This window comes from Ferrovibrio sp. (assembly GCF_965278975.1).
Taxonomy (GTDB): Bacteria; Pseudomonadota; Alphaproteobacteria; order Ferrovibrionales; family Ferrovibrionaceae; genus Ferrovibrio.
Map to the genome: position 1 here is coordinate 2,072,717 of NZ_OZ257126.1, position 26,628 is coordinate 2,099,344.

Below are 26,628 nucleotides of genomic sequence, written 5' to 3' on the forward strand. Positions count from 1 at the left end.
TGGCAATGTCCATGAGTAAGGGTGCGGCGCGTATTGCGGTCGATATCGGCGGTACTTTCACCGATATCGTGCTGGATCAGGGCGAGAAGCGGTGGACCGGCAAGGTGCTGACCACGCCGCAGCGGCCTGCCGAAGGCTTCATGACGGCGATCCGCCAGATCATGGCCGAGGCTGGCTTGCAGCCGGATGCGGTGAGTGGGGTGATCCACGGCACCACGCTGGGCACCAACGCGCTGATCGAGCGCAAGGGCGCGCGCACTGCCTTCCTCACCACCGGCGGTTTCCGTGATGTGCTGGAGATCGGCTATGAGAATCGTTTCGATCAGTATGACCTGATGATCGAGAAACCGGCGCCGCTGGTGCCGCGCAGTCTGCGTTTTACCGTGGCGGAGCGCGTCGGCGCCAACGGCAGTGTGATCCTGCCGCTGGACGAAGCCGGCGTACGTGCCGTCGTGCCGGAACTGCGCCGCCAGGGCGTGCGCAGCCTTGCCATAGGTTTTCTGCAGGCCTTCACCAATCCGGTACATGAGGAACGCGCCCGCGACATCCTGCTCCAGGAAATGCCGGAGCTTTCCATCTCGCTGGCCGCCGAGGTCTGCCCCGAGATCCGCGAATACGACAGATTCTCGACCGCCTGCGCCAATGCCTATATCCGCCCGATCATGCAGACCTACCTGGATGACCTGGAAGCGCAGATGCACGCGGCAGGCTTCAACTGCCCGATTTTCCTGATGACCTCCAGCGGCGCCATGACCAGTGTGGAAGTGGCCAAGCAGTTCCCGGTGCGTCTGGTGGAATCCGGCCCCGCCGGTGGTGCGCTGCTGGCCGCCCAGGTGGCGCTGGAATGTGGACTGGACAAGGTGCTGTCCTTCGACATGGGCGGCACCACGGCGAAAATCTGCTTCATCGATAAGGGCCTGCCGCAGGCTTCACGCAGCTTCGAGGTCGGCCGTGTCTACCGCTTCACCAAGGGCAGCGGCCTGCCGTTGCGCATCCCGGTGATCGAGATGATCGAGATCGGTGCCGGCGGTGGCTCGATTGCGCGCATCAATGAACTCGGCCTGCTCACCGTGGGGCCCGACAGCGCCGGTTCCGAGCCTGGTCCGGTCTGCTATGGCCGTGGCGGCACCGAGCCGACCGTGACCGATGGCGATTTCGCTACCGGGCGCATCGACCCCGACCGCTTCGCGCGCGGTGCCTTCACGCTCGATGCGGCCAAGACGGCGGCGGCCTTGGGCGAATTCGGCGCCAAGCTGGACCTGACCGCCGATCAGGCCGGCCTGGCGATTGCCGAGACGATTGAAGAAACCATGGCGAATGCCGCGCGTGTGCATGCCATCGAGGGCGGCCGCGATGTGTCGAGCTACACCATGGTGGCGTTTGGCGGCGCCGCGCCGCTGCATGCGGTAGCGGTAGCCAAGCGGCTCGGCATCGGTCGCATCGTGGTGCCGAGTTCGGCTGGCGTCGGCTCGGCGGTGGGATTTTTGCAGGCGCCGATTGCCTTCGACTTGGCGCAGAGCTGGTACCAGCGCACGAATGAAATGGATTTCGCGGCGGCCAATGCGCGGCTCGATGCCATGCGCAGCCAGGCTGCCGCGCTGATCCGCTCGGCCACCACGGCTCCGCTGGTCGAGCGCGGCAGTGTGCTGATGCGCTATATCGGCCAAGGGCATGAGATCGAGGTGGAACTGCCGACGCGACCGCTGGTGCAGGCTGACCGCGCTGCCCTACATGAGCTGTTCGTCGCCGCCTATACCAAGCTCTATGGCCGCTCGATTCCGGGCCTGGCTTCGGAAATCCTGAGCTGGTCGCTGCGGCTCGGCACTGTGCCGGCGGCGGTGCAACCGCTGGCGCCACCATCGGCCGTGCCAAAGCTGGCGAAAGCCCAGGCCGAACGGCCATGGACCGACCCGGAAAGCGGCCAACGTGAATCCTTGGCGATCTGCGACCGCGCCATGCTGGACAGCAGCATGCGCCTGCAGGGGCCGGCGGCGGTGGTGGAAAGCGAGACCACGACTATTGTGCTCAAGGGCTATGCCCTGGGCGTGAATGAAGGCGGATACTTGGTGATCGACCGCCAGGAAGGGGCTGTGCAATGAGCGACAAGCTGTCTGGAGCGATGTCCGGCATCCGCCGTCAATTGATGTGGAACCGGCTGATCTCGGTGGTGGAAGAACTGGCGCAGACGCTGATCCGCACCGCCTTCTCCACCTCCACCCGCGAGGCCGGCGACCTGGCGGCGGGCGTGTTCTCGCCCGATGGCCGCATGATCGCCCAGGCGATCACCGGCACACCGGGCCATATCAATTCCATGGCCATGGCGGTGGGGCATTTCCTCAAGGAACACCCGGTGGAAACCATGGAGCCGGGCGATGTGTTCATCACCAACGATCCCTGGAAGGCCAGCGGGCATCTGAACGATTTCACCGTGGTGTCGCCGGCGCATATCGGTAACCGCGTGGTGGCGATGTTTGCCGCCACGGTGCATGTCGCCGATATCGGCGGCCTCGGCGTGGGTACAGAGGCGCGCGACGTCTACCAGGAAGGCATCTATGTGCCGATCATGCCGCTGGCCCGGCGCGGCAAGCTCGACGAGACGCTGATGCGCATGATCCGCAGCAATGTGCGCGAGCCGATGCAGGTTGAGGGCGACCTGCACTCGCTGATCGTGAGCAACCAGGGCGGCATCGACCGCCTGCTGCCGATGATGCATGAATTCGGCCAGGATGATCTGGGTGAATTGGCCGAATTCATCTTCAGCACCTCGCGCGCGGCGATGATCCGTGCCATCCAGGAATTGCCGAAAGGCACCTACCATAACCGTATGACCATCGACGGTTTCGATGCCCCGGTGCAGATCGTGGTGTCGGCGACCATTGAGGATGAACGCATCCTGATCGATTTCGACGGCACCAGCGGACTTTCCCAGGCCGGCATCAACGTGCCGAAATGCTATACCGATGCCTATACCAGCTTTGGCGTGCGCTGCGTGGTCGGCTCGCGCATCCCGAACAATGCCGGTTCGCTGGCCGTGGTGCAGGTGACGGCGCCCGAAGGCTGCATCCTCAATGCGCCGCATCCGGCACCGGTGGCGGCACGCCACATGATCGGCCAGATGCTGCCGGATGCAGTGCTGGGCTGCCTGCATCAGGCAGCGCCCGACCGGGTGCCGGCGGAAGGCGCTTCCTGCCTGTGGAATATCCGCGTCGCCGGTGGCCCGGGCACGCCGGGCCTGGCGGCTGACCGGCGGCATAACAGCCGGCGCTTCGGCATCACCACATTCAACGCCGGCGGCGCCGGTGCTCGGCCGATCTCGGATGGCCTTTCGGCTACGTCATTCCCCGCCGGTGTGCGCAACGTGCCGCTGGAAATCGTCGAGACGATGACGCCGCTCGTCTTCTGGCGGAAGGAATTGCGCGAGAATTCCGGCGGCGCCGGTCAGTGGCGCGGCGGCGATGGCCAGATCATTGAGCTTTCCCATGCCGAGGGTGAACCCTTCACGCTCAATGCCACGTTCGAGCGCGTCGATAATCCGGCGCGCGGCCGCGCCGGCGGCGAGGATGGCAAGCCTGGCCGCGTGCGGCTGGCATCGGGCCCGGTGCTTAAGGCCAAGGGGCGCCAGACCGTGCCTGCGGGCGACCGCCTGATCGTCGAGATGCCGGGTGGTGGTGGTTTTGGCAAGCCCGAGGAGCGTTCGGCAGCGATGCGCGCGCGTGACAAGGAAGAGAACCGCACCGGCTGAGGCCTGTGGCTGGCCTAGCCCGGATATAGGCGCCGCAACCCCAGGTATGGCTGATACCGGCAGAGATTCCGTCAAGGGCGCCAGCGGATTGCTCGCCCCGGATTGCAGGCTCTTTCGCAAGCTTTGACAATCCAGTATTCCATGCTAAATTGCGGGATAATGAGTTTTTTTGCCCCTGTGCAGGTTTGCAATGACCCTTCCTGAGAATGATGAAAAGTCCGGGACGCCTATGGCGAAAAGCCATGCTTTGCGGCCATGGTCGACGCCTGTGCTTACTGTTGGGTCAGTCGACGAAGTGACGCGCTCCGGGTCTACCTCGTCCAAGAATGACGGCTCGTCAGTCTACTCCCCCAACTCGTGACTCTCGATGTTCTACACCGGGCACCACGATGCGCGGTCAACATACGAAACGTTTCTGACCTCACGCGGGCCTTGTGAGCGATTTCGCCGGCTTGATATGGTGGTCCGGCGGGGATGCCTTTTCCCAACAGGAACAATATCTCCTTGATGCGTTTCGACGGCTTCCCGGCTTTGGTCCTGTAGTCACGGCCCGTGTAGGCACTGCCAGCATTGCCTTCTGCCAGTCGGCGGCGGCGCTGGAGGATAGGCTGGAACGCCGGCCCTTGGCTGCGGGCGGTGTGATCTCCATGTTCGATGGTCGTGTGGACGGGCGGGAGGCTTTGGCCCGGCGCCTGGACAAGCCGTCAGCGACAACCCCTGATACGGCCCTCGCCCTGGCAGCGTTCCAGCGCTGGGGGGCGGATGCGCCGCGCGAGATGCTGGGAGAATTCTCCTGGGCCGTGTGGGATGGGGATGCGGGCCGGCTGATCCTGGCCCGTGATGTATCGGCGTCGCGGGCCTTGTATGTCTACCGGAGTGGTGACTGCATCGCCTTCGCCACCGGTCTGCGGACACTGCTCTCCCTGCCCGGGGTACCGCACGAGATCGATGAACAGGGGCTGGCGGAATTCGTCACCTTGTTACCCGGCCGTGACGGGCGGACCATTTACTGCAACGTGCGGCATGTGATGCCGGGCACCACGCTTGTCATCGGACCTGACACCCTGCGGCAGGCTGAAAACTGGAAGCCCGAACCCTGCTCTGTTCCCCGCCAGCCGATGGCTTGTGCCGAGGCGGTCCGCGAACTGTTTGATACGGCCATGCGGGACCGGCTGCGCACCATCGGCCAGGTGGCGGTTTCATTGAGTGGGGGACTCGATTCTTCCATCATCGCCGGTGTGGCCGCCAAGCAGCGAGCCCCGGCTACCGTGCTTGGCCTTGCCCTGGTTCCCCCTACCGGCGTACCGCTGGTGGTTGATCCGGGCTGGCAGCCGGACGGGCGGCCACAGTTGCAGGCCATGGAACGCAAACATGACAATCTTCGTGTCCATTATATCGAGCCGCCGATAGACCCTATCGATGCCGACCCCACCTCCGTATTTATTGCCACAGGACAGCCGACAACCCTTGCCCCGAATCTCTCCTGGAATCTCGCCGCTTGGCGTGCCGCCGCCGCCGCCGGTGCGCGCAGCATGTTCACCGGCGAGGACGGCGAGATGTCCGTCACTCATTACGGATCACTGCCGGCGATGGTCCGTCAGGGCAGCATCTGGCGCGCACTCCGGGAGGTCTGGAATCTCTCGCGCCGTGGCAAGGGCGGGCTTCGGCAACATCTGGATGCAGCCTTCTTCGGCGGCCGCCTGGCACAGTTCCGCTGGAAAGGGGCAAAGCTCGGTGATTGGGAATATTTCAGTCCGATCAACCCCGACCTTGCGGCATCGGCTCGGGTGCGGGAGAGCCTGATCGCCGAGAGGGCGCCGGGGGGCTATCGGCACAAACCGCCCGGCTATGCCGAAGCGTTCGATATCTACCTGCGCCGACGCGCCGGCATGGTGGACAATATCGCAGCCCTGCGGGCGCTGACCGGCATCAGCCATACTTGCCCCTTCGCGGACCGGCGGTTGCTGGAATTCTGCTTTTCCCTGCCGGAATCCATGTTCATCCGCGACGGACATTTACGTTGGTTGGCCCGCTTCGCATTCCGCGATGTGCTGCCGCCCGACGTGCGCGACAACCCGTCAAAGGCTGAACAGAATCCGGAATGGTTCCACAATCTCAGTCTGCGGCGCGCACGGCTGCATGAACAACTGGCCTATATCGAGGAATCGGCCCTCGCGCGCCGGGCGTTGAACATACCCCGCCTGAAGGCGTTGCTGAATCGCTGGCCAGCCTCGGCAAAGGAGGCCCAGGCAGCGGGCCCTGCCTATCGATCGATCCTCGTGCGTGGCCTCCATGTCGGCTCTTTCCTGCGCTGGATCGATACGTCCAACAGCGCCACCATTGCAGATGACCGCAGACATGACCGGTGACGGAGCTTAGAGCCTACTGTCAGTGTGCTCTAAAGATAGCCAAGCTCCGCCATGACGTGGTGATGGGCCGCCTCAATGGTTGCAACCTGTCTGGCTGAAAGCGTATCGCGCCAGCCTCCGGCCACCCCGCGACGGAAAAACCGTACATCCGGCCCCGCCTTCTCCCTGAAGCCAAATCGTTCCTCGGCTGCGCGCAGAGCATCGAAGCGGGTGGCGGCCACAGCCCTGGCAATATGTTCTGCCGAAGCTTGCCAACCCAGGTGATTGGCCGCATCTGACAAGGCCTTCACGGGATCGGCGAGCATATCCTCATAGCGCAGCAGCAGCAGCCGGATAGGCGCACCCATCCAACTCCTGACATGCTCACTCCAGGTCAGAAGCTCCTGCTGGATCTGCGACATGCCATGTAGCTCGCCACGCGCAAGCATTGCATGCGGATCATTCATGAAAGCGATCGCTTCATCAATGCACACCGAAAGGTGGTGAGCCAACGAGACGGCTACATCCCGCGGGTCACGCACAATGTAAATGGCACCAGCCGTCAGGTTCGGAGGGAAAAGCGGCCGGCCATCCGTAATCGTCCATGCCTCGTGCACCTTGCGCAACTGCGGTTTCTTGAGCCATGCCGCTTCCAGCCTGAAAAAATCCGGCAGCAGGGCCTGGGCCTCTGCCGCGGTCAGGTCGGCAGTATCGATATCGACCATCTCGTCTATGGCTGCGCGATCACCGCTTATGGGGGCGAAAAGCTTGGTGGTCGTGAAATCAGGTGGTGCACCACCCCGGTCCAGACTGGACAGGGACAGTCGCAGCCAGGTGTTCCCAGATTTGGGATAGGATGCGAGCCAGTAATAGCTGCTCATTCCGGCAGACCTGCTCCGGCTCCATGACGCGCCACGATGTCCATCACCGTCGCATCGACCTGTCCTATATCCATCAGACGAGCCAGACGAGCCCCGGGAACGGCCATCAACCGCAGCAGCGCAGCCATCACCGCGTCCCGCTGTCCCATGCGGAATGCGGACATGCGCCGGTACACGGCATCCACCAGCGCCTCCATGGACATGGCCCCCCGCAGCCGCTCCTCGCCGGCATGTCGCCGATCCTTGGCCGTCTTCAGATGATAGAGGGCTCTCAGCGGCAGGGCGGTACTTCGGAAGCCGGCGGTTACTGGCAAATGGTATTTCTCAAGCTCCGGTCGGATACGCTCCAGGTCACGGAACGGAATCTCCATTCCCTCAAGGGCGTCCCGCCACAGCTTGATCCGGGGGAAGGACGGCAGGACAAGGGGGCCACCAGGCGCGGTCATATCAAGAACCGTGATATCATCCGCCAGAATGTGATAGCCGCGGCGCAGGAAAGCGGCGGCAAGAGTTGATTTGCCTGCACCGGAATGGCCCGCGAAAGCCACGGCCTTCCCGTCGATCTCTACGCATCCCGCATGCAGAGGCAGCAGGCCCCGCTGGTGGCACAGGAAGCCGAAGACACTGCCCAGGAGGAACAGACGGACAGTCGGGGCACTGGCACCGGGATGGGGCTGCAGGGTGACACGCCGCCCCCCTTCGACCAGATAGGAGGCGGTTCCGGCGATAGTGTAAAGACAGGTGCCGTCACGGGCCGTACGGAGAAGCGGACCCTCGTGCAGCGGGTCCTCCAGGCGGCCCGGCACATCACCGATAATGATCTCTATATCCGCCGGACGATCCTCGCCGCTCCACGGCAGCAGTTCCGGCAGCGGCAGCTCGGAGGCGACCCGCAGGCCGCACAGAGCATAAGTCATGGTAACGTTTCCAAAAGGGGGAAACCGGGAGGGGGGTACATGGCTCGGGGTCAGGGGTCGTACTTCAGCGTTTCCGGAAAAAGTCGCCGCCCACCGGTGAGCTCAAGATAGCTGTCATCACCGATCCTGTAGGCTTGCCTGATCCACATCAGCAGGGCCTGACCCCGTGATACAGGGGGCTTGGCGTATGGAGCGACAGAGATCCGTGACAGCAAGTCACGCTCAACCTCGGCTAAGGCCTCGGGAAACACATATTGATCAGACGGACCGCAATGCATCTCGTATTCCGTGCATCCACGCTTGATCGAAATGGGTGTCCTGTCCAGGCAGCCTTTCGCGGCCAGGGCCTCCCTGACCTTCCAGTATATTTTGCGGGCCTGCTCAAGGCCCTCCGCATAGAAATAGGCGCCATAGATGTCCGTCGAATAGGGCGCATCCATGTCCGGCTGGAACTTGGAAGGGTAGGGCTCTGCCACGGTGGCATCGTGAACGGCGACAAGGTCGGTAACTTTGCGTGGACTCACCTTGACCTTGTAGCAGTTGCGACAAGTCCACGGCACTTGCGCGCGTTCATAGACATGATCAAACAGGAACAGCAGTTTGCGGCAGGGATAGGGCCAAGTCACCTTGTTATAGACCGTGCGGTCGTTCGGGCGCTCGTCCGCTGGCAGTACATAGGTACCATCCGCCGCGCGGTCCAATTTGCCCGTTGATACCGCACGCTCCAGATTCTCGCCGACAGTGTGGCGGCCGATACGGTATGACAGATGATCGGCTTCGGCATCGGGTGCCGCCGAGGCCAGGCAATCCGAAGGCGCGGTTTCTCCGGTGTCCTGGTCAGTCAATATCGACGAGCCCATGCTTGGCCATGTTCAACAAGAGTGCCAACACATCCCGTTCGATGATGTTGTTGTCAGCCGCGTAGCTTTGCGAGAGGCCGGCAACCAACTCGCCAACAGTCATCGGCGCCTCCAGGCGCTGCCAGATATCGGTGCCTATTTCATCCAGGCCGAAATACAGGCCGTTCTCCATATCCATCATGACCACCACTCCCTCCACCTCGGTGGACAGGACCGGCGGACGCCTGCGAATACGGGCTTTCTGCGATATCTGGAGGTTCGGAGCTTCAATCATCAATACCGCTCTCGGGAGTAGAGTGGCGGCCACAATACGGCATGGTGCCGGCTTGGCAAGCACCTCGGCCACGGAGCGGCTGGTGAGCAGGAACAGCAGGCCGGCCGAGCATCAATAGGCCAGCCAGATCATAATATTGCTATCGGTACGCCGCGCCGCGATGCGCCGGGTCCCGCCGGGAGCCAGGGCGAGCGGCGATGCCAGCGGCCATGACACCACAGCCCAGCAGGATGTCCGGCCCGGCGCCGGTTTCACCTCGTAAACCGACCCCTCGGCCCCTGACCGGTCCAGAACCAGGCGGATCCATTGGATGATGGCATTGGCTGTACCCTCGGTCTCGACCGTTACTTCGACATCGCTGTGCAAGCCAGGCCAGCTCTCCGGCTGATCGAAGGCAAAGTCGAACAGGGCAACCGGCTGCGACAGCAGGCGCAGGCCCGGGGTGCCAACGATCAGACTATGCGAGGGCGGGGCCAGCCGGTTGAAGGCCGAAAGGTCGAAGCCTTCGTGTATCCCCATGCGCCGGGTGGCCAGGGTGGGATCGTGGCCCAGGGCCACCATGATGGCCCCATCACCCGGAATGACATGCCCGCCAGGCCGTAACAGACGCGGCACCGCATCGCGATGGGTGGCCAGCGTCTCCTGCGCGAGCAAAGTATTGTCCACGATCTCCGATACGATCGCATCGGCGGGCCGCTCCAGGTCTGTTCCCAGGACCAGGTCGTTGGATTTTCTGGGAATGATGCGCAGCCGGTCTGCCACGCCATTGATCCTGGCGATGTCTGCCGCCATGCGTGCCGTGGACGGGTTCATTTCGCAGGCCACGACCCGGCCCGCTCCCGCCCGTAAGGCCAGCAGACCCAGAAGGCCGGTGCCGGCCCCGATATCCAGCACCAGACTGTCCGGCCCGACCACGCGGGCCAACGCCGCCTCATAGGCGGCATTGCGCGCCGTGTCCTGTACCAGATTCCAGTGCCACTTCGGCACCCCGGCATTCAATACCCCGTTGGCGATCCGCCGGTCACGATTGCTGCAGTCTGGATGGTCATGGGCTGCCAGGGCCAGCGTGAAAGCTTCCGCCCCCTTGCCCTTGTCCAGCAGCATGCGCGCAAAGGCGGCCCAGGCATCCGGTCCCTTATCCCGCAGTATCGGCCAGGCATCGAAAATGCGATTGAGTTCCGTCACGGTCTTTTCCTGAATACGGAATCTGCGGGCACAGCGCGCCCTCGACCCTCAACCCAGCCCTGACACGAAGAGCGGCCGGATCGGCGGGTTGAAAGACGCTTATACTCCCTGCCGCAGATGCTGAAGCTGCGCTGCTTTGATTACAAGCCACCTAAGTATCTTTTAGAATCAGTGATTTGATCTTGCGCTCTATGTGAGACCTGTAGGGGCTCACATAAAGTGAAATATCGTCTCAACTAAGATACTGACAGTAAATATTATTTTCTTCTGCTAGGTGAGCAGTTTGTATCGCATAACATGATAATTTCCTCGCGAAATCTCACATATATTGATTCGTATCTAAGCACCTAATTCCACTTGGCCTCTTTCCCATTGGAGGCGCTAAAATACACGGCGTTGTACTTAAAGATGCTGCTAAACCGCGAACCGAAGCCGATCAACAGATCATTGTTGCCAGAGCCATGCGGAGCCAGGCTGCCAGGAGAAGGCTGACAGGTGTTTCGGTGCTCACCTCAAAACCCTTGCCTAGGAGGCACAATGACCAAGTCCCTCAAGTCGATGTTGGAGACCCTTCCTGAAACACGGCAGCGGAAGATCGAGCTTCGTACGTCCAAGCTCATAGAGGAGCAATCTTATCTATGCCTCATCACTGGTAAGCTCTGGCACTTGATCAGACTGATCAGCAGGCTATTTGTCGCTAAAGCGAAGCGGTGAGGTCTGCTACTGATTGCCCGAGCCACAAATAAACAGCGCCAAGAAACGCCCAAGCCGGCGTGAGGGCTGCATCTCATTGTCAACAACAGCTGTGGCAGCCGTTCCCAACGCCATGATCGCAACTTCGATTCTATTGCCGAGGGCAACTTCTCTATGGCAGAGGATATCTAATGACCAAGCCTGACGTCGCTGTAGATATATTTGCCGGTACCGGTGTTATGGCGATTGCTGGGGGAGCTAGGCGCCAGCCATGCTGACTTACTTAAAAGCTACAGGCTAAATGGAGAATGAGTATGATCGATAATCGCTCCCATGTCATCGAGGGCAGTGGCAATGTATTCCTCGATCTGGGTTTTGATCCCGCCGAAGCTGAAGTGATGAAGCTACGCGCCGAAGTGATGATCCGTACCGTTAAGCGGTTCAAGGAGCAGGGCTGGACGCAAGCCGAGGCGGCACGACACCTCGGCATCACGCAGCCGCAGGTGTCCAGGCTTATCAAAGGCAATGTGGAAGATTTCAGCCTGGACTTGCTACTGGCCCTGGCAATACGTGCCGGACTGCATCCGCAATTTCGTTTCTAACGAATGTAGGTCTCACATAAGGTGAAATGTTGTCTCACTTAAGGTGTTAAATTTCTTAGATATTTTATGCCGGATAGGTGCTGATTAATCTCACATAACCTGAAAATCCGAACGGGAATTCACATTGAAGAATCTATGAGGCTTAGGTGAGCAGGCGGAGCTGATTGGAATGATATGATCGGTCAAGCAATTATTGCTTGAATCTACTCTTACATTTTTGAGGGGGCGTGGCCTCTAATTTGATACTGCCTGGGGAAGCGGGACGGCTAAGCAACCACGGTCAACATATCCGCCCACGCCACCAATGCTGAAATCTCCGAAGCAGAATGGCGCTTCGGTCCGACCACTCTTTAGGAATGATCAGAGAGGGTATCAGGGGTTAGACGCTACCCTTCGCTATCTGGCTCCATGGCGAGCAGCCGGCTTGTAATGTTGTTCACCTCCTTACGGGCTTGTGCAAGTACCCAGGTGCCATTGCCGTTGTGTTCATCAATCGCAAGATCGATGGCATCGTTGGCTGCATTAAACATTACGCCGATTTCAGCTGTTCGTAGGTGGTCGGGCAGACCAATCGTGAGCCTGTCGATCAGCAGGGCGATGAACAGGCGGTGGGCGAGCTGGACGCCTTCAAAACGCGCTAATACTGCTTGGATATTTTCCATAATCTTCCCTTGTGTTGAGTTGACGACCCAACACGACTAGGATGTTTTATAGTTATGTATACTCTTTAAAGTTTATAGCGGGCCTGCATACTGGGTAATGTCAGCGAGGTATTAATGAAAGAACATTTGTCGATCATATTGGATCAAGAGTAGAGCATACGCGTTCTGACTCCAGGAGGCTCCTCCATGTCCCAGCCCGCCACCGTTGAGCGCCTACGCAGCCGCCTCTCCCCCAGATCGAGCAGGCCTTGCCCCGGCGTGTGGCGCGCTGCATGAGCTGACCGGTGACCGGGGAGCTACGCCATCACGGCCTTCCTGGTAGCCGCCATTAGCCGCGATGCGCGGTCTAGGCAAGTACTGTGGGTAACGCCTGAGCCAACGCTCTACGCGCATGGCCTGGCGCAGTTGGGCCTGGATCACCGCAGGCTCACCGTCGTCGATGCCCGCCGCGCTGATGACCGCCTTTGGGCGACCGAGGAGGGCTTGCGGGAACTGGGCTATGGCGCAGTGGTTGCCGCTATCGACAGCGCAGACCTTACCGAGACCCGCCGCTTGCAACTGGCTGCCGAGAAGAGCCGCAGTATCGGTTTTTTGATCCGGCAGGACCGGCAACCTTCCGTGGCCCTCACTTGCTGGCGGCAGCAGAATAGCAGCCCCAACGCTCCCTTGGTGCTGATCGCTACCGAAGCGAACAGGGTTCGGCTGGCCCTGGCGACAATGGTATGTTGATCGGCTTTGGTTCGCGGCCTAGCCGTACCTGCAGGTAGGTATCAGGCGGGTTGCCCGGACAAGCCGGCTGCTCCCATCTAGAGAGCATTGTGCCATGAATTCTCTGTAGGGACCGGTTCTAAAAGTTATGGTTCGTGACCAGTTTGCCAGACGGCGCAGGGCAAAAAATGGAAGATGCAGGAAAAGTGATTACTTCGCCGGAAATTGTCAGAAAAGCTGGTGATAAATTGTCATTCGACTCGGTGCGAGTTGCCGGAACCGGCCCGGAAATTGTCAACTAACGTGGTTTCCGACATGAGGTGTCAATCTGCCTCTGACCGCGACGCTTTTTGAAGAGTTACCTTTTTTCGAGCATGTAATTGAATTTGCCGGATCAACCCTGAAGTTATCCACAGTATTCATCGACATCTTCTTTTACGATATTTGCCTCACCTTTATGCGCTTCGTATAAGAAGTGTGGTGATTGGAGGGGGGGGCATTGTTGCTCTAATGCGGCTTTTAGATGAATAAACCATTGGTTGTTCATGACCTGCCGCCGCCCAGCGGCCGGCTGGAAACCCTGCTGCTGGAGCGCGCCCTGCTGAACCCGGCAGCGCTTGAGCGTGCCTCTGTTGTCTGCCAGTCTTCCGGCACGCCCCTGGTCACCGTGCTGGTGCGGCTTGGCCTGGTGGATGAAGAGCGCCTTGCCGCCACGCTGGCGGAAGCAGCCGGTGCCGAACTCTGCCCGGCTTCGGCACTGCCAGACGAGCCGGTCGGCACTGATCTGCTGCCGCAGCGTTTCCTGCAATCGATCCAGGCGCTGCCGCTGGCATTGGCGCCTGACCTTGCGGAAGTGGCCCTGGTCGATCCGACGGATGCGGAAGCGCTGGCAGCGTTGCGCTATCGCTTGCGCCGGCCCTTGCGGCTCAGCGTGTTGCGGGCTGGAGATTTCGAGCGTGGCTTCGAGCGGCTTTATGGTGACGGCGTCCAGGCGGCGCTGACGCGTCAGCAGCAGGAGGGCGAGGCCGACGACGCACTGCAGGCCGATGATCTGGAGCGGCTGCGCGACCAGGCCAGCGACGCACCGGTGATCCGTCTGGTCAACCGCTGGATCGAGCGCGCCGCCGAGGCCGGGGCATCGGATATCCATATCGAGCCGCTGGACAACAGTCTGCGGGTTCGCTTCCGGGTGGATGGTGTGCTGCGCGAGATCGAGCAGGCGGCGCGGACGCTACATGCCGCCATTGTTTCGCGCCTGAAAATCATGGCGCGGCTGGATATCGCCGAGCGCCGCCTGGCGCAGGATGGCCGTATCACCGCCGTGGTGCGCGGCCGCGAGGTCGATATCCGCGTCTCCATCGTGCCGACGGGCAGCGGCGAAAGCGTGGTGCTGCGCCTGCTTGAGCGCGCCGGCATGGTGATGACGTTTGAAGCATTGGGCTTTCACCAGGCGGTGCAAGCGCAGTTCGAGGCCTTGTTCCGCCGGCCGCATGGCATTGTGCTGGTTACGGGCCCGACCGGCAGCGGCAAGACCACCACGCTCTATGCCGCCTTGCTGCAATTGCGCCAGCCGGGCGTGAAAATCCTGACCATTGAGGACCCGATCGAGTATCGCCTTGAGGGCGTGATGCAAACCCAGGTAAAGCCGCAGATCGGCCTTAGCTTTGCCAACACGCTGCGGGCCTTCCTGCGCCACGATCCCGATATCATGATGGTGGGCGAGATTCGGGATGCGGAAACCGCGCGGATCGCCGCGCAGGCCGCGCTGACTGGCCATCTGGTGCTCTCCACCCTGCACACCAATGATGCGCCAAGCGGCATCGCCCGCCTGCTGGATATGGAGATCGAGCCCTATCTGCTCAATGCCACTATAAACGGCATCGCGGCGCAACGCCTGGTGCGCAAGCTCTGCCCGCATTGCCGCCGCGAATGCCGGCCCGAGGCAGCCATTGCTGCCGATCTGCGCGGCCTCGGCTTGCCGGAGCGCGACTGGCAGCCGGTCGGCTGTGTGCAATGCCATGGCATCGGCTATGCCGGGCGGGTGGTGATCGCCGAGATCATGGCGATGAGTGATCAACTGCGCCGGCTGGCTTCCGAGCGGGCCGGTGCTACCCGCATGCGCGAGGCGGCCCTTGCTGGCGGCATGGAGAGCATGTACCAGGCTGGTTTGCGCAAGGTTGCCGAAGGCATCACCACCAGCGATGAAGTGCTGCGTGTCACGGCGGGGGGCTAGCGGGCGATGCCGGTCTATCGCTACCGCGCCATCAGCAATAGTGGCGAAACCCAGCAGGGTGACGCCGAAACCCATGATGCAGCAGCGGCGCGCCAGCAACTGCGTCAGCGCGGCCTGATGCTGCTGGATTTGCGGGAAGCCAGTGCGACACCTAGCCTGTTTGCTGGCTTTGACACTTCACGGCGTCGGGTTAACAGCCGCGAGTTGGCAGACTTTGCCTCCGGCCTGGCGGCATTGCTTGCGGCTGGATTGCCGCTTGACCGCGCGCTGGCCGCCATGGGCCGCGAAGATAAACGCAGTCCGCTTGCCGGCGTTGCGGCAAAGCTGCGCGAGGCGGTGCGGCGCGGCCAGCCTTTGGCGCAAGCGATGGAAGCACATGGTGCGCTGTTTTCGCCGATGCAGCGCGCCCTGGTGCAAGCCGGCGAGACGGGCGGTAATCTTGCCGCCTGCCTGCAGCGCATGGCGGAAATGGCTGAGCGCCGCGTTGCCACTGTTGAGGCGCTGCGTTCGGCGCTGGTTTATCCCGCTTGCCTGTTGGTGATGGCCCTGCTGTCGCTGGTGTTCATCGCCACGGTGGTGTTGCCGCAATTCCACCCCTTCTTCGAGGATGCCGGCGTGGCTATGCCATTGCCGGCGGAAATCCTGCTTGGGTCCGGCGATCTGCTGCGGGATTACTATTATCTCCTGCTGCCGCTTCTCGCAGCCCTGGTCTGGACAGCTTTCCGTGCCGCGCGTCATCCTGAACTGCGCTTGAAGCGTGACCGGCTACTGCTGCGATTGCCGGTTGTCGGTCCGCTGCTGGCCGTACTGGAAGCTGAGCGGCTTTGCCGCCTGCTTGCCACATTGCTGCACCAGGGCGTTGCTCTGCCTGCCGCCTGGCGGCTGACTCTGGAAGGTCTTGGCAATGCCGCATTCAGCGCCAGCCTGGAGCTGGTCGCGGGCTTGATCCGTCGAGGCGGTGATCTGGCGGGCGGCTTGGCAAATTCACCCTATCTGCCGGCTACCGCCATTGATCTGGTGGCTATCGGCGAGCAATCTGGTCAGCTCGCTGCCATGCTGCTGCGTGCCGCTGATCTGATCGACCTGGATGCGAAGCGGCGAACCCAGCGTTTATTGGCATTGCTGTCGCCCATTGTCACCGTGCTGGTCGGCGCCTTGGTGGCGGCGGTGATTGCCACGGTTTTCACAGCTTTGCTCAGTCTCAATCAATTGGCCACTTGAGGCATCGATGTTGATCTTGCTTGACCGTTTTGTTCGATCGTGCCGAGGGCTTGCTGCACGGCGTCGCCACAGAGGCAGCGCCGGCTTCACCCTGATCGAACTCCTAGTGGTGCTGTTCATCATCGGCCTGCTGGCGGCAATTGGTTCGCCACCGGTATTCCGCTATCTCGGCAAGGCGAAGACCGATGCCGCGCGTGCCCAGTTGCAGAATATCTCCGCCTCGGTGGACCTGTTCCGCTTTGATGCGGGCCGGTATCCGAGCCAGGAGGAGGGGCTAGAGGCATTGATAGCCAAGCCAGCCAGCATTGAGCAATGGAATGGCCCCTATCTGAAGAAGCGTGCCAGCCTGACAGATCCCTGGGGGCAGCTCTATCTGTATCGCTTCCCCGGCGAACATGGCGATTTCGATGTTTATTCGCTTGGCTCAGATAAGGCCGTGGGTGGTAGCGGTGAGGCGCAGGATGTCGGGAACTGGTAAGCAGGCCGGCTTTAGTTTGCTGGAAATGTTGGTGGTGCTGGCTATTGTCAGCGTGGCCAGCATGGCTGCGGCACAATTGTTTGCGCCACGCCCGGAGGCAGCCATGGTGCGTGCTGCGCGCGATACCCTGGCCGCCGATCTGCGTCGCCAGCGGCTGGCGGCCCTCAGCACAGGCCGGATGCACGGCATCACCCTTTATGAAGAAGGCAATGGTTACCGATTATTGCCTCAAGGCTCAGGCATACGCCTGCCGGAGGCAATGCGTCTATCCAGCCAGGGAAACCCTGGCGTGATGTTCAATCCTGATGGTTCGTCGTCAGGCGGCCACCTGCGTCTGCGGGTCGGTGGTGTTGCCCTCAGCCTTACGGTTGAACCCTTGCTTGGGCGAATTACGCAGGCGGAACGCTCGTGAAGCGCACGCGCGGTTTCACCCTGCTGGAGATGCTGGTGGCCTTGGCTATCGCGGCCTTGGCCATTACCGGTTGGTTGTCGCTGCAAGGAGATTTTTCGGCGCGGTGGCTGGGCAGTGAGGAATTGCAGCGGGCCGCGGCGCTGGGGGCTGATCTTACGGATCGTCTTGGCCGGGATTTGCCGCTAGGGGACCAGGAGGGGCGGGCACCTGAATTCGGTGGCCTGCGCTGGAGTTTGCGGGTAGTGCCATTGGATGGCGATATTCCAGTAGGTAGCGCTTCCTGGCACCTGCATAGCTATAGCTTGGCCATCGGCCATGATCTTGGCCGCCCGGTATTGACGCTGAAGGGGCGTCGGTTGGCCCGGAATCCAGAGCGGAACGGCTGATGCGAGATAGTCAGGCCGGTTTCACCATGATCGAACTGCTGGCCGCATTGGCAGTGGTAGCGGTGCTGTCATTGTTGCTGGCGCAGGCTATGCGTGGCGGCACACAATTCTGGCTGCAGGCCAGCCATCGCGTCGAAGCAGCAGAGGAAGCCGATGCGACATTACGTTTCCTGCGCGGCCGTCTTGCTCAAGCCTATCCGGCGGCAGACGCGGCGCTGGCGCAGATCGGCATTGGTTTTGAAGGCCGCGAGGCTAGCCTTGATTGGCTTAGTGATCTGCCGGCAGGCTGGCATGATGCGGGCGGCTACCAGCGTGCGCGCCTGCGTCTGGTAGATAGTCCTGAGGGGCGAAACATAGAATTTTCCTGGTCGCCCTGGCAGGGCGAGGCACGCGGCTGGCAGAGCTTGTCCCTCGGTGCTGTGCGTGAATTGCGTTTTGCATACTGGAGCAGTAGCAGTGGCTGGCGGCCGGAGTGGCTCGAGCAGCGTTGGCTGCCGGAGCTCATTCGATTGGAAATCATCCGTGCCGATGGCCATCGCGATTCCCTGCATGTGGCTCCCCGCATAACGGCCAGAGTCGGTTGCCGGTTGCAGCCGATGTCCAGCCGCTGTGAGGAATTCTGATCATGCGTGCAACAGAAGCTTTGCAATCTGGCTTGCGCCTGGGGGGGGGCTTCCTGGCATGGTGGGGAGGAGAGTTGGCCGCGTTGCGTCCAGCCTGGATCATCAGGCTGTTGCAGAGCCAACAGCGTTGGTTGCTGTTGCGGCCCGATGGTGATGGCTTTGGCATCAGCATGGAGCAACGCGGGCAAGAGCGGCTCTTGTCGGATGTGTCTCCGGTAGCGTTGCGCGAGTTTGCACAAGATGCCGATGCTGCAATGTTGGTTCTGCCTGTCGATATGGTTTTGCGGCGCAAAGTCGACCTCCCGGCAGTTGATGATGCCTCTTTGGCGCGGCTTATCCCGAATGAACTTGACCGGTTTACGCCATTTTCGGCCGCCGATGCCTGGTTTGACTGGCATGTAGTTGCGCGTCGCCCCGGCGATGGCCGGATTACGGTCGAAATTTTCGTTATTGATGCCGCGCAAGCCACGCCGCTACTACAGCGTGCCACCGCGGCCGGTGTGACCCCAGACCGGGTGATCCTTGAGAAAGGGCAGGCACCAGCGGACATCGATCTATTGCGATGGCAGCCACGCCGGATTGTGCGCCGGCTCTGGCCACGCCTCGTTGCGGTCACTCTATTGCTGCTCGCTGTCGGGCAGTCGGGGGCACTTGTTACGGCCTGGAATATGCGAGAGGAAGAGACGCTGCTTGAGTTGCGGCAGTCAGTGCAGACCTTGCGCCCTGCTGCTGAAGCCGGGGACCGTCAGCGCCGTGAACTTTCAATGCTCCGGGAGCGCGCCGAGTTTCTGAACTCAGCACAAGGGCAGCGCTCGGTGCTGCAGGATGTTGCGGCCCTGACCCGCGCGCTACCTGATGATGCCTGGCTGCATAGCCTGCAGATTGGCGCGGGCCGCATCCAGGTTGGTGGTCAGGCACGTGATGCTTCGGCATTGATCCAACGGATAGAAGCCGAGGATGGTTTGCGCAATGCCCAATTCCGCCAACCGGTGACTAAGGCCGGTGGCAGTGGCCTTGATCGGTTTGAGATCGGAATCGAGCGCATGGTCGGGCAACCAAAATGATGACTCTGTCGCTTTCCCCGATGATCAGCCGTTTTGCCGCACTCGGCCTGCTATTTTCCTTGATGGGCGGTGTGTGGTTGCTGCTGGTGGATCCACTGTTAAGTGCTTGGGATGATCGCTCCACAGCTATTGAAACCACGACGAAGCAAATGCAGGCGATTCATCGCCGCGCGCAATGGGGTGATACAGAGCGCCGGCTATTAGAAGCGGCACGGCAGGCAGTTGATTTTTCACCTTTGCTGATCCGTGCTGGAAATGCTTCGCAAGCTGCCGCGCAATTCCAGGCGGAGGTGCGCCGCCGCATCGATAGTGGTGGAGCGCAGACCCGCAGTGTACAGGCGCTGCCGCCGACCAAAACAGCGGGTGGATTGGAGCGCCTAGTGGTGCGCCTTGAAGGCAGTATCGGCTCGGAGAAGCTCTTACCATGGCTGCAAGTGATTGAGGAATCAGCCAGCCCGCTGATGCTTATTGAAATGCTCGAACTGCGTGGGCAGGAATTCCAAGTGGCCTCACCTGGCAATCCTGTGCTGCAATTCCGCATTGATGTTGCGGGCTTCCGGAGGCCTGAGCCATGACAACAGTCTTCCGCTTGTTGCGCCGGTATCTTTTGGCCCTGGCATTGCTGTTGGTCAATCTTAGTCTTGCTGCTGCATTGTTAATGGCATCCGGTAAAGTAGATGTTCCGATTGCCGAGCCGATTTCGCCAATGCCGATGGGCGGGCCGGTTGTCGTATCGCCCCGCCAGCCCTGGCCGGCTGAACGTCTCGCCGTGATTACCGAAAGACCATTGTTCAATTTGGAACGACGCTCTGTCGCGGCGATTGTCGTGGCGCCACCCATCGTAGTGTCTCCGCAGAAACCAGCTCCTCCGCCTTTTCCAGTAATCGAGGTACTGGGGCTGGCGCAGTCCAGCAAAGTGGCCGTGGCAGTGCTGCGCTTGGTCAATGAAGGCCGCGTCATCATGCTGAAAGAAGGCGAAGCATTGCAGGACTGGGTGGTGGCGGCAATCGATGCCGATCGCCTGCGCTTCGAACGTGACGGTGAACAGCGGGATTTCCGCCTGCCTAAGCCGGCAAGTTTGAGTGGGATTCAGATGCACGGGAGCGTTACCGCACCACGGCCATGACGAACGGACGTAAAACAATGATTGTAAGATTCTTCGGCTGGGCGCGGGTTATGCCAGTCCTGTTATTGCTGTCTCTGGTTGCCTGTCAGGAGCAGCAACCTCGAGGTATGGAGCGTCGTTCATCGCCAGTGCTTGGCGCCATGGTGCCGTCGCCACAATCGGCAGTATCTGATCATGTTGCACCCTCCCCTCTTGAGGCGGCGCCACTTGTCCAGGATACGCCCCGTCGTGAAATTATTCCGGCGCGGGGGCAGCTACTCGGTGCCCAAACAACTGCGGCGGCTCGCCAAACAACAGCCGATGGCGATATCACCCTGAATTTCGTGAATACCGAGATTCGTGACGCAGCACGAGCGGTGCTGGGGGAAATCCTTGGGATAAATTTTGCCGTCGATCCCAAAGTGCAGGGACAGATGACGCTGCAGACCAGCCGACCGATACGGCGTGACGCGGTGCTGGCGATTTTCGAAAATGCCCTACGCCTCAATGGGTTTAGCTTGGTTCGGCAAAATGGCATCTACACGGTGGTGCCTAATGCGGAAGCGCTGCGAGCCGGGCCGGCGATCACTCAAGGTAGCGGTGCGCTCACGACTGGTTACGGAATTCGCGTCGTGCCTTTGCGCCATATAGGCGCCGAAGAGCTCGCCGGTATTCTTAAGGGAATGATGCCGCAGGATGCACTGATCCGCACTGTGCCAACACGCAATGTTGTGCTGCTCGGTGGTGCGCCCAACGAGATTGCCGCAATGCTTGATGTCGTCGGTCTTTTTGATGTCAGCAGCATGGCTGGTCTGGCTTTCGGTCTGTTCAGTCCGCGTTATGTCGATGTGAAATTACTGCAGCGTGAGTTGGAGGTGATATTCGGCATCACGGCACGCCAGGCTGGTGCCGCGCCGATACGGCTATTGGCCATCGAGCGCCTCAATACCATTCTTGCCATGGCGGCGACACCGGATTACCTCAACGAAATCGGTGATTGGGTGGAAAGGCTCGATCGCAGCAGTGAGAATGTCGATACGCGCGTTTTTGTCTATTACGTGCAGAATGGCCGTGCCACCGACCTTGCAGCGGTACTGAATAGCCTCTTTGCTGGCAAAGGGCAGGAAGGTGGCGGCGCGGCCGAATCTTTGCGCCGCAATGATGGAGTAGTGGATACGGATGCCCTGTCCCGTGCGGCAAGCGCGGTAGCGGCAGTACCAGGTGGCCTGTGGGGGGCAATCCCGATGCCGGACCGTGGAGGCGATCAGCGTACCGCGGCAGTACAGGCGAGCCCTGGGGCCACATCTGCTTCAGCCGATGGTGGTATCCGGCTTGGGAGTGGAGTGGCCCCCCGGATTATTGCAGACAGCATTACCAATTCACTACTTATTCTGGCTTCCCCAAAAGAATATCGCGTGGTGGAGGCGGCCCTGGCCAAGCTCGATATCCCGCCCTTGCAGGTGTTGATCGAGGCTGTGGTGGCCGAAGTGACGTTGACGGAAGATCTGCGTTATGGTGTGCAGTGGCTGTTTCAGCCAGGCCGGCAGTCGATGACCTTGAGTGATGTGACGGCAGGAACTGTGGCGAGCAAGTTCCCAGGCTTTTCCGCTGTCTTCTCCGGCCAGAATATTCGTGCTGTTCTCGATGCGCTCGAAAGCGTCACGCGTGTCAATGTCGTCTCCTCGCCGAAATTGATGGTGCTGAATAACCAGACTGCCACCTTGCAGGTTGGCGACCAGGTGCCGATAGCAACCCAGTCAGCTGTGGGTGTTGGCGCGCCGGGTACACCTATCGTTAATGCGATCCAGTTCCGCGATACCGGTGTGATCCTGAAGGTGACGCCGCGCGTCAACGAAGGGGGATTAGTGTTGCTGGATATCAATCAGGAAGTCAGTGACGTTGCCAAGACCACGACATCGACTATTGATTCTCCGACGATCCAGCAGCGCAAGCTGGCAAGCTCCATCAGTGTAGGCAATGGTGAGACTATTGCGCTTGGTGGATTGATCCGAGATCGCCAGTCTGGCGGCAATAGTGGCCTCCCCTTGCTCAAGGATGTTCCGCTGCTCGGGCATCTATTCCGTTCCGATACTCAGGGCAGTACTCGAACTGAGTTGCTTATCCTGTTGACACCGCGTGTGGTGCGCAGCCCGGCAGATATCCGGCGGGTGACGGACGAATTGCGGGACAAGTTGCGCGGTATTCCATTGGGCCAGGAGTAGGCCGGGGTGGCCAGAAGGGCAAGCCAGCATGGCGCTGCTCTGATCGCAGTGCTTTGGGTCGGATTGTTTTTGGGTTTGCTGTCAGTTGGTTTGGTGGCCACTGGGCGTATCGCTGCGATGCAGGGGCGCAATACTGCAGAGTTGCTGCGTTTGGAATTGCTGGCAGATGCAGCGATTGAGACGGCGGCGGCACAGTTGCTTGGTGGGGGTGTCGTGACTGGTATCAATGGTGAGGCATCGACATTGCGGTTGGGTGGCATTGCCATCCAACTGCGTATTCAGGATGCACTGGGACTGATCGACATAAACCAGGCGCCAGTGGAAGTGCTGCAACGTTTGTTCATTGCTTTGGGATTGCCTGAGGCACAGGCGCAGGCTTTGACCGACAGTATCGCCGATTGGCGCGACGGAGATGATTTGCGCCGCCTGCATGGCGCTGAACGAGAAGATTATATCGCTGCTGGCCGGCGGTATCTGCCGCGCAATCGCGGTTTCGAGCGTGTCGATGAATTGCGGCATGTTCATGGTATGACGCCAGCTTTGTTGCTACGCATTGCAGAATATCTGACGGTGCATGGCGGGCCGATTGTCGATCTTGATGCAGCTTCACCATTCGTGGCGCGTGTGGCATCGGGTATGGATGATACCGCGCTGGCAGATCGACAGGGTCAGCAAGCTGGAGTGCGCTCTGTTGTTGCGCCTGGCCGAGCCTATCGTGTTGAGGCGCGGTCTGTGCAGACGCGTATGGCCATCCGCAAGATAGCTTGGCTGCGGCTGACCGGGAGTCCAGAGCGACCATTTTGGGTTTTGGACAGTACGAGAGAGATGCTGCCGTAGCGGCTCTCGGCGCCTCGGCTTTTTCATAAAAGATGTATAAAACTCATTATTGACTTTCTAAGAGGGATTAATTGATAGTTTTAATTGTAGCTTAGTCGATTTATTGACTCTCAATATAAACCGGGGGTGGATTTTGTTCCCATATCGCCACAGTTGGTTACTTGCTGCTGCAGTAACTGTTTCCACCATATTGCTCTCCCCCGTCGCCCACGGCCAGATGGTTTTACCGGGTCGGTTTGACGTGTCGGATCAGGGCTCTGCGAGCTACACGGTGCCTGTGTCTGTGGTGCCAGGTACGGCGGGTCTGCAGCCGAAGCTCGACCTTGTGTATGACAGCCGCGGCGGCAACGGGCTGCTGGGGGTGGGCTGGAGCCTTGCGGGCCTGCCGGCGATCACGCGCTGCGGCCGGACGATCGCGCAGGACGGGGTGACGGGCGGCGTGGCGTTCGATGCCAATGACCGGTTCTGCCTGGATGGCCAGCGCCTGGTGGCGGTGAGCGGGACCTATGGCGCGGATGGGACGGAATACCGGACGGAGCGGGAGAGTTTCTCGAAGGTTATCAGCTATGGCAGCGCGGGTTCTGGCCCGGCCTGGTTCAAGGTATGGACCAAGGCCGGCCTGGTGCTTGAGTTCGGCAACACATCGGACAGCCGGATTGAGGCGCAGGGCAAGAGCAGTGCACGGGTCTGGGCGCTGAACAAGACATCCGACAGCAAGGGCAATTACTTCACGGCGAGCTACACGGAGGACGGGACGAACGGGGAGTATCGTCCGGACCGGATCGATTATACCGGCAACGCCACGGCGGGCCTCAGCCCCTATGCCTCGGTCCGCTTCACATACGAGGACCGCACCGATATCGAACTGGCGTATCTGTCGGGCAGCCAGGTCAAGCAGACCAAGCGGCTCGCCAAGGTACAGGCCTACCAGGCATCCAATCTCGTAACAGAATACAGGCTAACTTACGACTATCTTGCCATAAATCAGCGCAGCGTTGTGAATGGTATTGAATATTGTGCGATGTCTTCTAGTGTCATCTGTCTGCCGAAGACGCTGTTCTCGCGACCAGTCGCTTCCGGCAGTATTTTTAGCAGCAACAATAATCTGAATTCTGCCAATGGTACGTTCGTCGATTACAAGTTCCTGATGGGTGATTTCAACGGCGATGGCAGAACCGACATCCTCTGGTACACGATATCCAATGCCACTGGCTTGGCCTCGACGGGCTGTGGCGCCTGTGTCAACGCCAATATCTGGCTGAATAATGGTAATGGCACGTTCGCCAATAGCACGGTGCCGAATGTTAATGGCTCGCAGCCCTATATCGCGGACTTCAATGGTGATGGCAGGTCAGACATTCTGTGGAACACCCAGAATGCCTATGGTGCCAGCACCGGCACCCGCGTCCTGATGACATCGAATGGTGATGGTACCTTTGTGGTCGATAATAATCTGAACTCCGCTAATGGTACATTGGCTGATTACAAGTTCTTGATGGGGGATTTCAATAGGGACGGTAAGACCGATATCCTCTGGTATACGATATCCAATGCCACTGGATTAGCCTCGACGGGCTGTGGCGCCTGTGTGAACGCCAATATCTGGCTTAACAACGGCAATGGTACGTTTGCCAATAGCACGGTGCCAAACGTCAATGGCTCCCAGCCTTATATTGCTGACTTCAATGGCGATGGCCGGTCGGATATCCTATGGAACACCCAGAATGCCTATGGCGCCAGCACCGGCACGCGCGTGCTGATGACATCGAATGGTGATGGTACCTTTGCGGTCGATAATAATCTGAACTCCGCCAACACCACGTTCGTCGATTACAAGTTTCTGATGGGTGATTTCAACGGTGATGGCAGAACCGACATCCTCTGGTACACGATATCCAATGCCACTGGCTTGGCCTCGACGGGCTGTGGTGCCTGTGTCAACGCTAATATCTGGCTCAATAATGGCAATGGCACGTTTGCCAATAGCACGGTGGCGAATGTCAATGGAGCGCAGCCATACATCATCGACTTCAATGGTGATGGATATGCCGATATTGTGTGGAATACCCAGAACGGCTATGGCGCTAGCACCGGCACGCGCGTCCTGATGATATCGAAGGGGGATGGCACCTTTGTAATCGACAATAATCTGAATTCTGCCAATGGTACGTTCGTCGATTACAAGTTCCTGATGGGTGATTTCAACGACGATGGCAGAACCGACATCCTCTGGTACACGATATCCAATGCCACTGGCTTGGCCTCGACGGGCTGTGGCGCCTGTGTCAACGCCAATATCTGGCTGAATAATGGTAATGGCACGTTCGCCAATAGCACGGTGCCGAATGTTAATGGCTCGCAGCCCTATATCGCGGACTTCAATGGTGATGGCAGGTCAGACATTCTGTGGAACACCCAGAATGCCTATGGTGCCAGCACCGGCACGCGGGTGCTGCTCAGTTCCGATGCAATCCATTCCACTCTGATAGATCTGGTGACCAGCGGCACAGGTGCTACAACAAAGATTGTATACGCTTGGATGACCGCAGGGGACAGTCAGTATAGCCGTGAAAACAATGCTCTGTATCCGATTCTGGATCTTCAAGTCGCGTTGCCTTTAGTCTCTGAGGTTCGTGCATCGAACGGGATCGGGGGTGAGTATCGTTCGACGTATCGGTATGTGGGGGCGAAGGCGCATGCGCAGGGGCGCGGCTTCCTGGGCTTCCGGCAGATGATCGTGCGGGACGAGCAGAGCGGGATTGAGCAGATCAGCGCCTATCTGCAGACCTATCCCTATACCGGGATGTTGGCGAGCCGTGAGAAGAAGCGGTCGGCAACGGCCGGTGCGGTCGGCCCGCAGCTCAACCTGACGACCAACAGCTATGCGGATGATACCCTGACCATCGCCAATGGCGGCGGGCAGCGGCGGTTCGTGAAGCTGACCCAGTCGGTGGAGCAGAGCTGGGAACTGCCGGCGAGCGGCACTGCTAACGGCACGGCACTGCCCAGCGTGACGACGAGCTACCAGTATGATGCTTACGGCAATGCTACCCAGGTCGGGGTGAGCACGGGTGACGGCCATAGCAAGACAACGACCAACACCTACAGCAATGATGCAACGAACTGGTTCCTCGGCCGCCTGACGCGTGCCGTGGTCCAGAGCATAACGCCGTAA

At 60.2% G+C, this 26,628-nt stretch carries 24 protein-coding genes; 18 read left to right on the forward strand and 6 right to left on the reverse strand.

What is annotated here, in order from left to right; all coding sequences use genetic code 11:
- Positions 1–5: 5 nt before the first annotated feature.
- From ACQY7X_RS10075 to ACQY7X_RS10085, 3 genes are all read left to right on the forward strand, one after another.
- Positions 6–2,099: a hydantoinase/oxoprolinase family protein gene (locus tag ACQY7X_RS10075; RefSeq protein WP_428249783.1), complete on the forward strand. Its 2,094-nt coding sequence runs from the start codon at positions 6–8 to the stop codon at positions 2,097–2,099.
- Positions 2,096–3,742, forward strand: a complete 1,647-nt coding sequence (locus ACQY7X_RS10080) for a hydantoinase B/oxoprolinase family protein (protein ID WP_428249784.1) — start codon at positions 2,096–2,098, stop codon at positions 3,740–3,742. The genes ACQY7X_RS10075 and ACQY7X_RS10080 overlap by 4 nt, the downstream gene beginning before the upstream one ends.
- 434 nt (positions 3,743–4,176) lie before the next feature.
- A complete protein-coding gene (locus ACQY7X_RS10085; protein WP_428249785.1) occupies positions 4,177–6,111 on the forward strand; it encodes an asparagine synthase-related protein in 1,935 nt (644 codons plus the stop codon).
- A gap of 29 nt (positions 6,112–6,140) precedes the next feature.
- On the opposite strand, the gene ACQY7X_RS10090 is transcribed toward ACQY7X_RS10085, so the two are convergent.
- The 5 genes from ACQY7X_RS10090 to ACQY7X_RS10110 form a co-directional block, all read right to left on the reverse strand.
- Complete coding sequence (locus ACQY7X_RS10090; RefSeq protein ID WP_428249786.1) at positions 6,141–6,971, reverse strand: sulfotransferase domain-containing protein; 831 nt, start codon at positions 6,969–6,971, stop codon at positions 6,141–6,143.
- Positions 6,968–7,888 (reverse strand): HPr kinase/phosphorylase, encoded by a 921-nt coding sequence (locus ACQY7X_RS10095; protein WP_428249787.1) that lies wholly within the window; start codon positions 7,886–7,888, stop codon positions 6,968–6,970. The genes ACQY7X_RS10090 and ACQY7X_RS10095 overlap by 4 nt, the downstream gene beginning before the upstream one ends.
- A 50-nt stretch (positions 7,889–7,938) precedes the next feature.
- Complete coding sequence (locus tag ACQY7X_RS10100; protein WP_428249788.1) at positions 7,939–8,733, reverse strand: hypothetical protein; 795 nt, start codon at positions 8,731–8,733, stop codon at positions 7,939–7,941.
- A complete protein-coding gene (locus ACQY7X_RS10105; protein ID WP_428249789.1) occupies positions 8,726–9,022 on the reverse strand; it encodes a PqqD family protein in 297 nt (98 codons plus the stop codon). The genes ACQY7X_RS10100 and ACQY7X_RS10105 overlap by 8 nt, the downstream gene beginning before the upstream one ends.
- Before the next feature lie 111 nt (positions 9,023–9,133).
- Positions 9,134–10,207 carry a 50S ribosomal protein L11 methyltransferase gene (locus tag ACQY7X_RS10110; RefSeq protein ID WP_428249790.1) on the reverse strand — a complete coding sequence of 358 codons (1,074 nt, stop codon included), beginning with the start codon at positions 10,205–10,207 and terminating at the stop codon, positions 9,134–9,136.
- Between the two features lie 1,007 nt (positions 10,208–11,214).
- Between ACQY7X_RS10110 and ACQY7X_RS10115 the strand changes: the two genes are divergently transcribed.
- Entirely contained in the window at positions 11,215–11,502 is a 288-nt protein-coding gene (locus ACQY7X_RS10115) for a helix-turn-helix domain-containing protein (RefSeq protein WP_428249791.1), read from the forward strand.
- A 386-nt stretch (positions 11,503–11,888) separates the two neighbouring features.
- Here ACQY7X_RS10115 and ACQY7X_RS10120 read toward each other — a convergent pair whose 3' ends face one another.
- On the reverse strand, positions 11,889–12,164 hold the full coding sequence (locus tag ACQY7X_RS10120; RefSeq protein ID WP_428249792.1) for a hypothetical protein: 276 nt from the start codon (positions 12,162–12,164) through the stop codon (positions 11,889–11,891).
- Positions 12,165–12,569: 405 nt separating this feature from the next.
- Between ACQY7X_RS10120 and ACQY7X_RS10125 the strand changes: the two genes are divergently transcribed.
- The 14 genes from ACQY7X_RS10125 (at position 12,570) to ACQY7X_RS10190 (ending at position 26,628) form a co-directional block, all read left to right on the forward strand.
- Positions 12,570–12,893, forward strand: a complete 324-nt coding sequence (locus ACQY7X_RS10125; protein WP_428249793.1) for a hypothetical protein — start codon at positions 12,570–12,572, stop codon at positions 12,891–12,893.
- 134 nt (positions 12,894–13,027) lie between these two features.
- Positions 13,028–13,174: a hypothetical protein gene (locus ACQY7X_RS10130; RefSeq protein WP_428249794.1), complete on the forward strand. Its 147-nt coding sequence runs from the start codon at positions 13,028–13,030 to the stop codon at positions 13,172–13,174.
- A gap of 221 nt (positions 13,175–13,395) precedes the next feature.
- A complete protein-coding gene (locus ACQY7X_RS10135) occupies positions 13,396–15,105 on the forward strand; it encodes a GspE/PulE family protein (RefSeq protein ID WP_428249795.1) in 1,710 nt (569 codons plus the stop codon).
- A gap of 6 nt (positions 15,106–15,111) precedes the next feature.
- The gene (locus ACQY7X_RS10140; protein ID WP_428249796.1) at positions 15,112–16,326 is read left to right on the forward strand and encodes a type II secretion system F family protein; all 1,215 of its coding nucleotides are present in this window, start codon (positions 15,112–15,114) and stop codon (positions 16,324–16,326) included.
- Positions 16,327–16,333: 7 nt separating this feature from the next.
- Positions 16,334–16,804, forward strand: a complete 471-nt coding sequence (gene gspG, locus ACQY7X_RS10145; protein ID WP_428249797.1) for a type II secretion system major pseudopilin GspG — start codon at positions 16,334–16,336, stop codon at positions 16,802–16,804.
- A complete protein-coding gene (locus ACQY7X_RS10150) occupies positions 16,788–17,216 on the forward strand; it encodes a prepilin-type N-terminal cleavage/methylation domain-containing protein (RefSeq protein ID WP_428249798.1) in 429 nt (142 codons plus the stop codon). The genes gspG and ACQY7X_RS10150 overlap by 17 nt, the downstream gene beginning before the upstream one ends.
- Positions 17,213–17,602, forward strand: a complete 390-nt coding sequence (locus ACQY7X_RS10155) for a prepilin-type N-terminal cleavage/methylation domain-containing protein (RefSeq protein ID WP_428249799.1) — start codon at positions 17,213–17,215, stop codon at positions 17,600–17,602. Before ACQY7X_RS10150 ends, ACQY7X_RS10155 begins: the two co-directional genes overlap by 4 nt.
- 26 nt (positions 17,603–17,628) lie before the next feature.
- Positions 17,629–18,225 carry a hypothetical protein gene (locus tag ACQY7X_RS10160; RefSeq protein ID WP_428249800.1) on the forward strand — a complete coding sequence of 199 codons (597 nt, stop codon included), beginning with the start codon at positions 17,629–17,631 and terminating at the stop codon, positions 18,223–18,225.
- A gap of 2 nt (positions 18,226–18,227) precedes the next feature.
- Entirely contained in the window at positions 18,228–19,289 is a 1,062-nt protein-coding gene (locus ACQY7X_RS10165; RefSeq protein ID WP_428249801.1) for a PilN domain-containing protein, read from the forward strand.
- Complete coding sequence (gspM, locus tag ACQY7X_RS10170) at positions 19,286–19,864, forward strand: type II secretion system protein GspM (RefSeq protein ID WP_428249802.1); 579 nt, start codon at positions 19,286–19,288, stop codon at positions 19,862–19,864. Before ACQY7X_RS10165 ends, gspM begins: the two co-directional genes overlap by 4 nt.
- Positions 19,861–20,415 carry a hypothetical protein gene (locus tag ACQY7X_RS10175; protein ID WP_428249803.1) on the forward strand — a complete coding sequence of 185 codons (555 nt, stop codon included), beginning with the start codon at positions 19,861–19,863 and terminating at the stop codon, positions 20,413–20,415. Before gspM ends, ACQY7X_RS10175 begins: the two co-directional genes overlap by 4 nt.
- Positions 20,416–20,522: 107 nt before the next feature.
- Positions 20,523–22,616, forward strand: coding sequence for a type II secretion system secretin GspD (gene gspD, locus ACQY7X_RS10180; protein WP_428249804.1), 2,094 nt, complete (start codon positions 20,523–20,525; stop codon positions 22,614–22,616).
- A 6-nt stretch (positions 22,617–22,622) separates the two neighbouring features.
- Entirely contained in the window at positions 22,623–23,453 is an 831-nt protein-coding gene (locus tag ACQY7X_RS10185; protein ID WP_428249805.1) for a general secretion pathway protein GspK, read from the forward strand.
- Between the two features lie 133 nt (positions 23,454–23,586).
- Positions 23,587–26,628 carry an FG-GAP-like repeat-containing protein gene (locus ACQY7X_RS10190; RefSeq protein ID WP_428249806.1) on the forward strand — a complete coding sequence of 1,014 codons (3,042 nt, stop codon included), beginning with the start codon at positions 23,587–23,589 and terminating at the stop codon, positions 26,626–26,628.

Coding starts and splice junctions, on each gene's coding strand:
- ACQY7X_RS10075 (WP_428249783.1), top strand. CDS start 6: ATGTCCATGAGTAAGGGTGCGGCGCGTATTGCGGTCGATATCGGCGGT.
- ACQY7X_RS10080 (WP_428249784.1), top strand. CDS start 2,096: ATGAGCGACAAGCTGTCTGGAGCGATGTCCGGCATCCGCCGTCAATTG.
- ACQY7X_RS10090 (WP_428249786.1), bottom strand. CDS start 6,971: ATGAGCAGCTATTACTGGCTCGCATCCTATCCCAAATCTGGGAACACC.
- ACQY7X_RS10095 (WP_428249787.1), bottom strand. CDS start 7,888: ATGACTTATGCTCTGTGCGGCCTGCGGGTCGCCTCCGAGCTGCCGCTG.
- ACQY7X_RS10105 (WP_428249789.1), bottom strand. CDS start 9,022: ATGATTGAAGCTCCGAACCTCCAGATATCGCAGAAAGCCCGTATTCGC.
- ACQY7X_RS10115 (WP_428249791.1), top strand. CDS start 11,215: ATGATCGATAATCGCTCCCATGTCATCGAGGGCAGTGGCAATGTATTC.
- ACQY7X_RS10120 (WP_428249792.1), bottom strand. CDS start 12,164: ATGGAAAATATCCAAGCAGTATTAGCGCGTTTTGAAGGCGTCCAGCTC.
- ACQY7X_RS10135 (WP_428249795.1), top strand. CDS start 13,396: ATGAATAAACCATTGGTTGTTCATGACCTGCCGCCGCCCAGCGGCCGG.
- ACQY7X_RS10140 (WP_428249796.1), top strand. CDS start 15,112: ATGCCGGTCTATCGCTACCGCGCCATCAGCAATAGTGGCGAAACCCAG.
- gspG (WP_428249797.1), top strand. CDS start 16,334: ATGTTGATCTTGCTTGACCGTTTTGTTCGATCGTGCCGAGGGCTTGCT.
- ACQY7X_RS10150 (WP_428249798.1), top strand. CDS start 16,788: ATGTCGGGAACTGGTAAGCAGGCCGGCTTTAGTTTGCTGGAAATGTTG.
- ACQY7X_RS10160 (WP_428249800.1), top strand. CDS start 17,629: ATGATCGAACTGCTGGCCGCATTGGCAGTGGTAGCGGTGCTGTCATTG.
- ACQY7X_RS10165 (WP_428249801.1), top strand. CDS start 18,228: ATGCGTGCAACAGAAGCTTTGCAATCTGGCTTGCGCCTGGGGGGGGGC.
- gspM (WP_428249802.1), top strand. CDS start 19,286: ATGATGACTCTGTCGCTTTCCCCGATGATCAGCCGTTTTGCCGCACTC.
- ACQY7X_RS10175 (WP_428249803.1), top strand. CDS start 19,861: ATGACAACAGTCTTCCGCTTGTTGCGCCGGTATCTTTTGGCCCTGGCA.
- gspD (WP_428249804.1), top strand. CDS start 20,523: ATGGAGCGTCGTTCATCGCCAGTGCTTGGCGCCATGGTGCCGTCGCCA.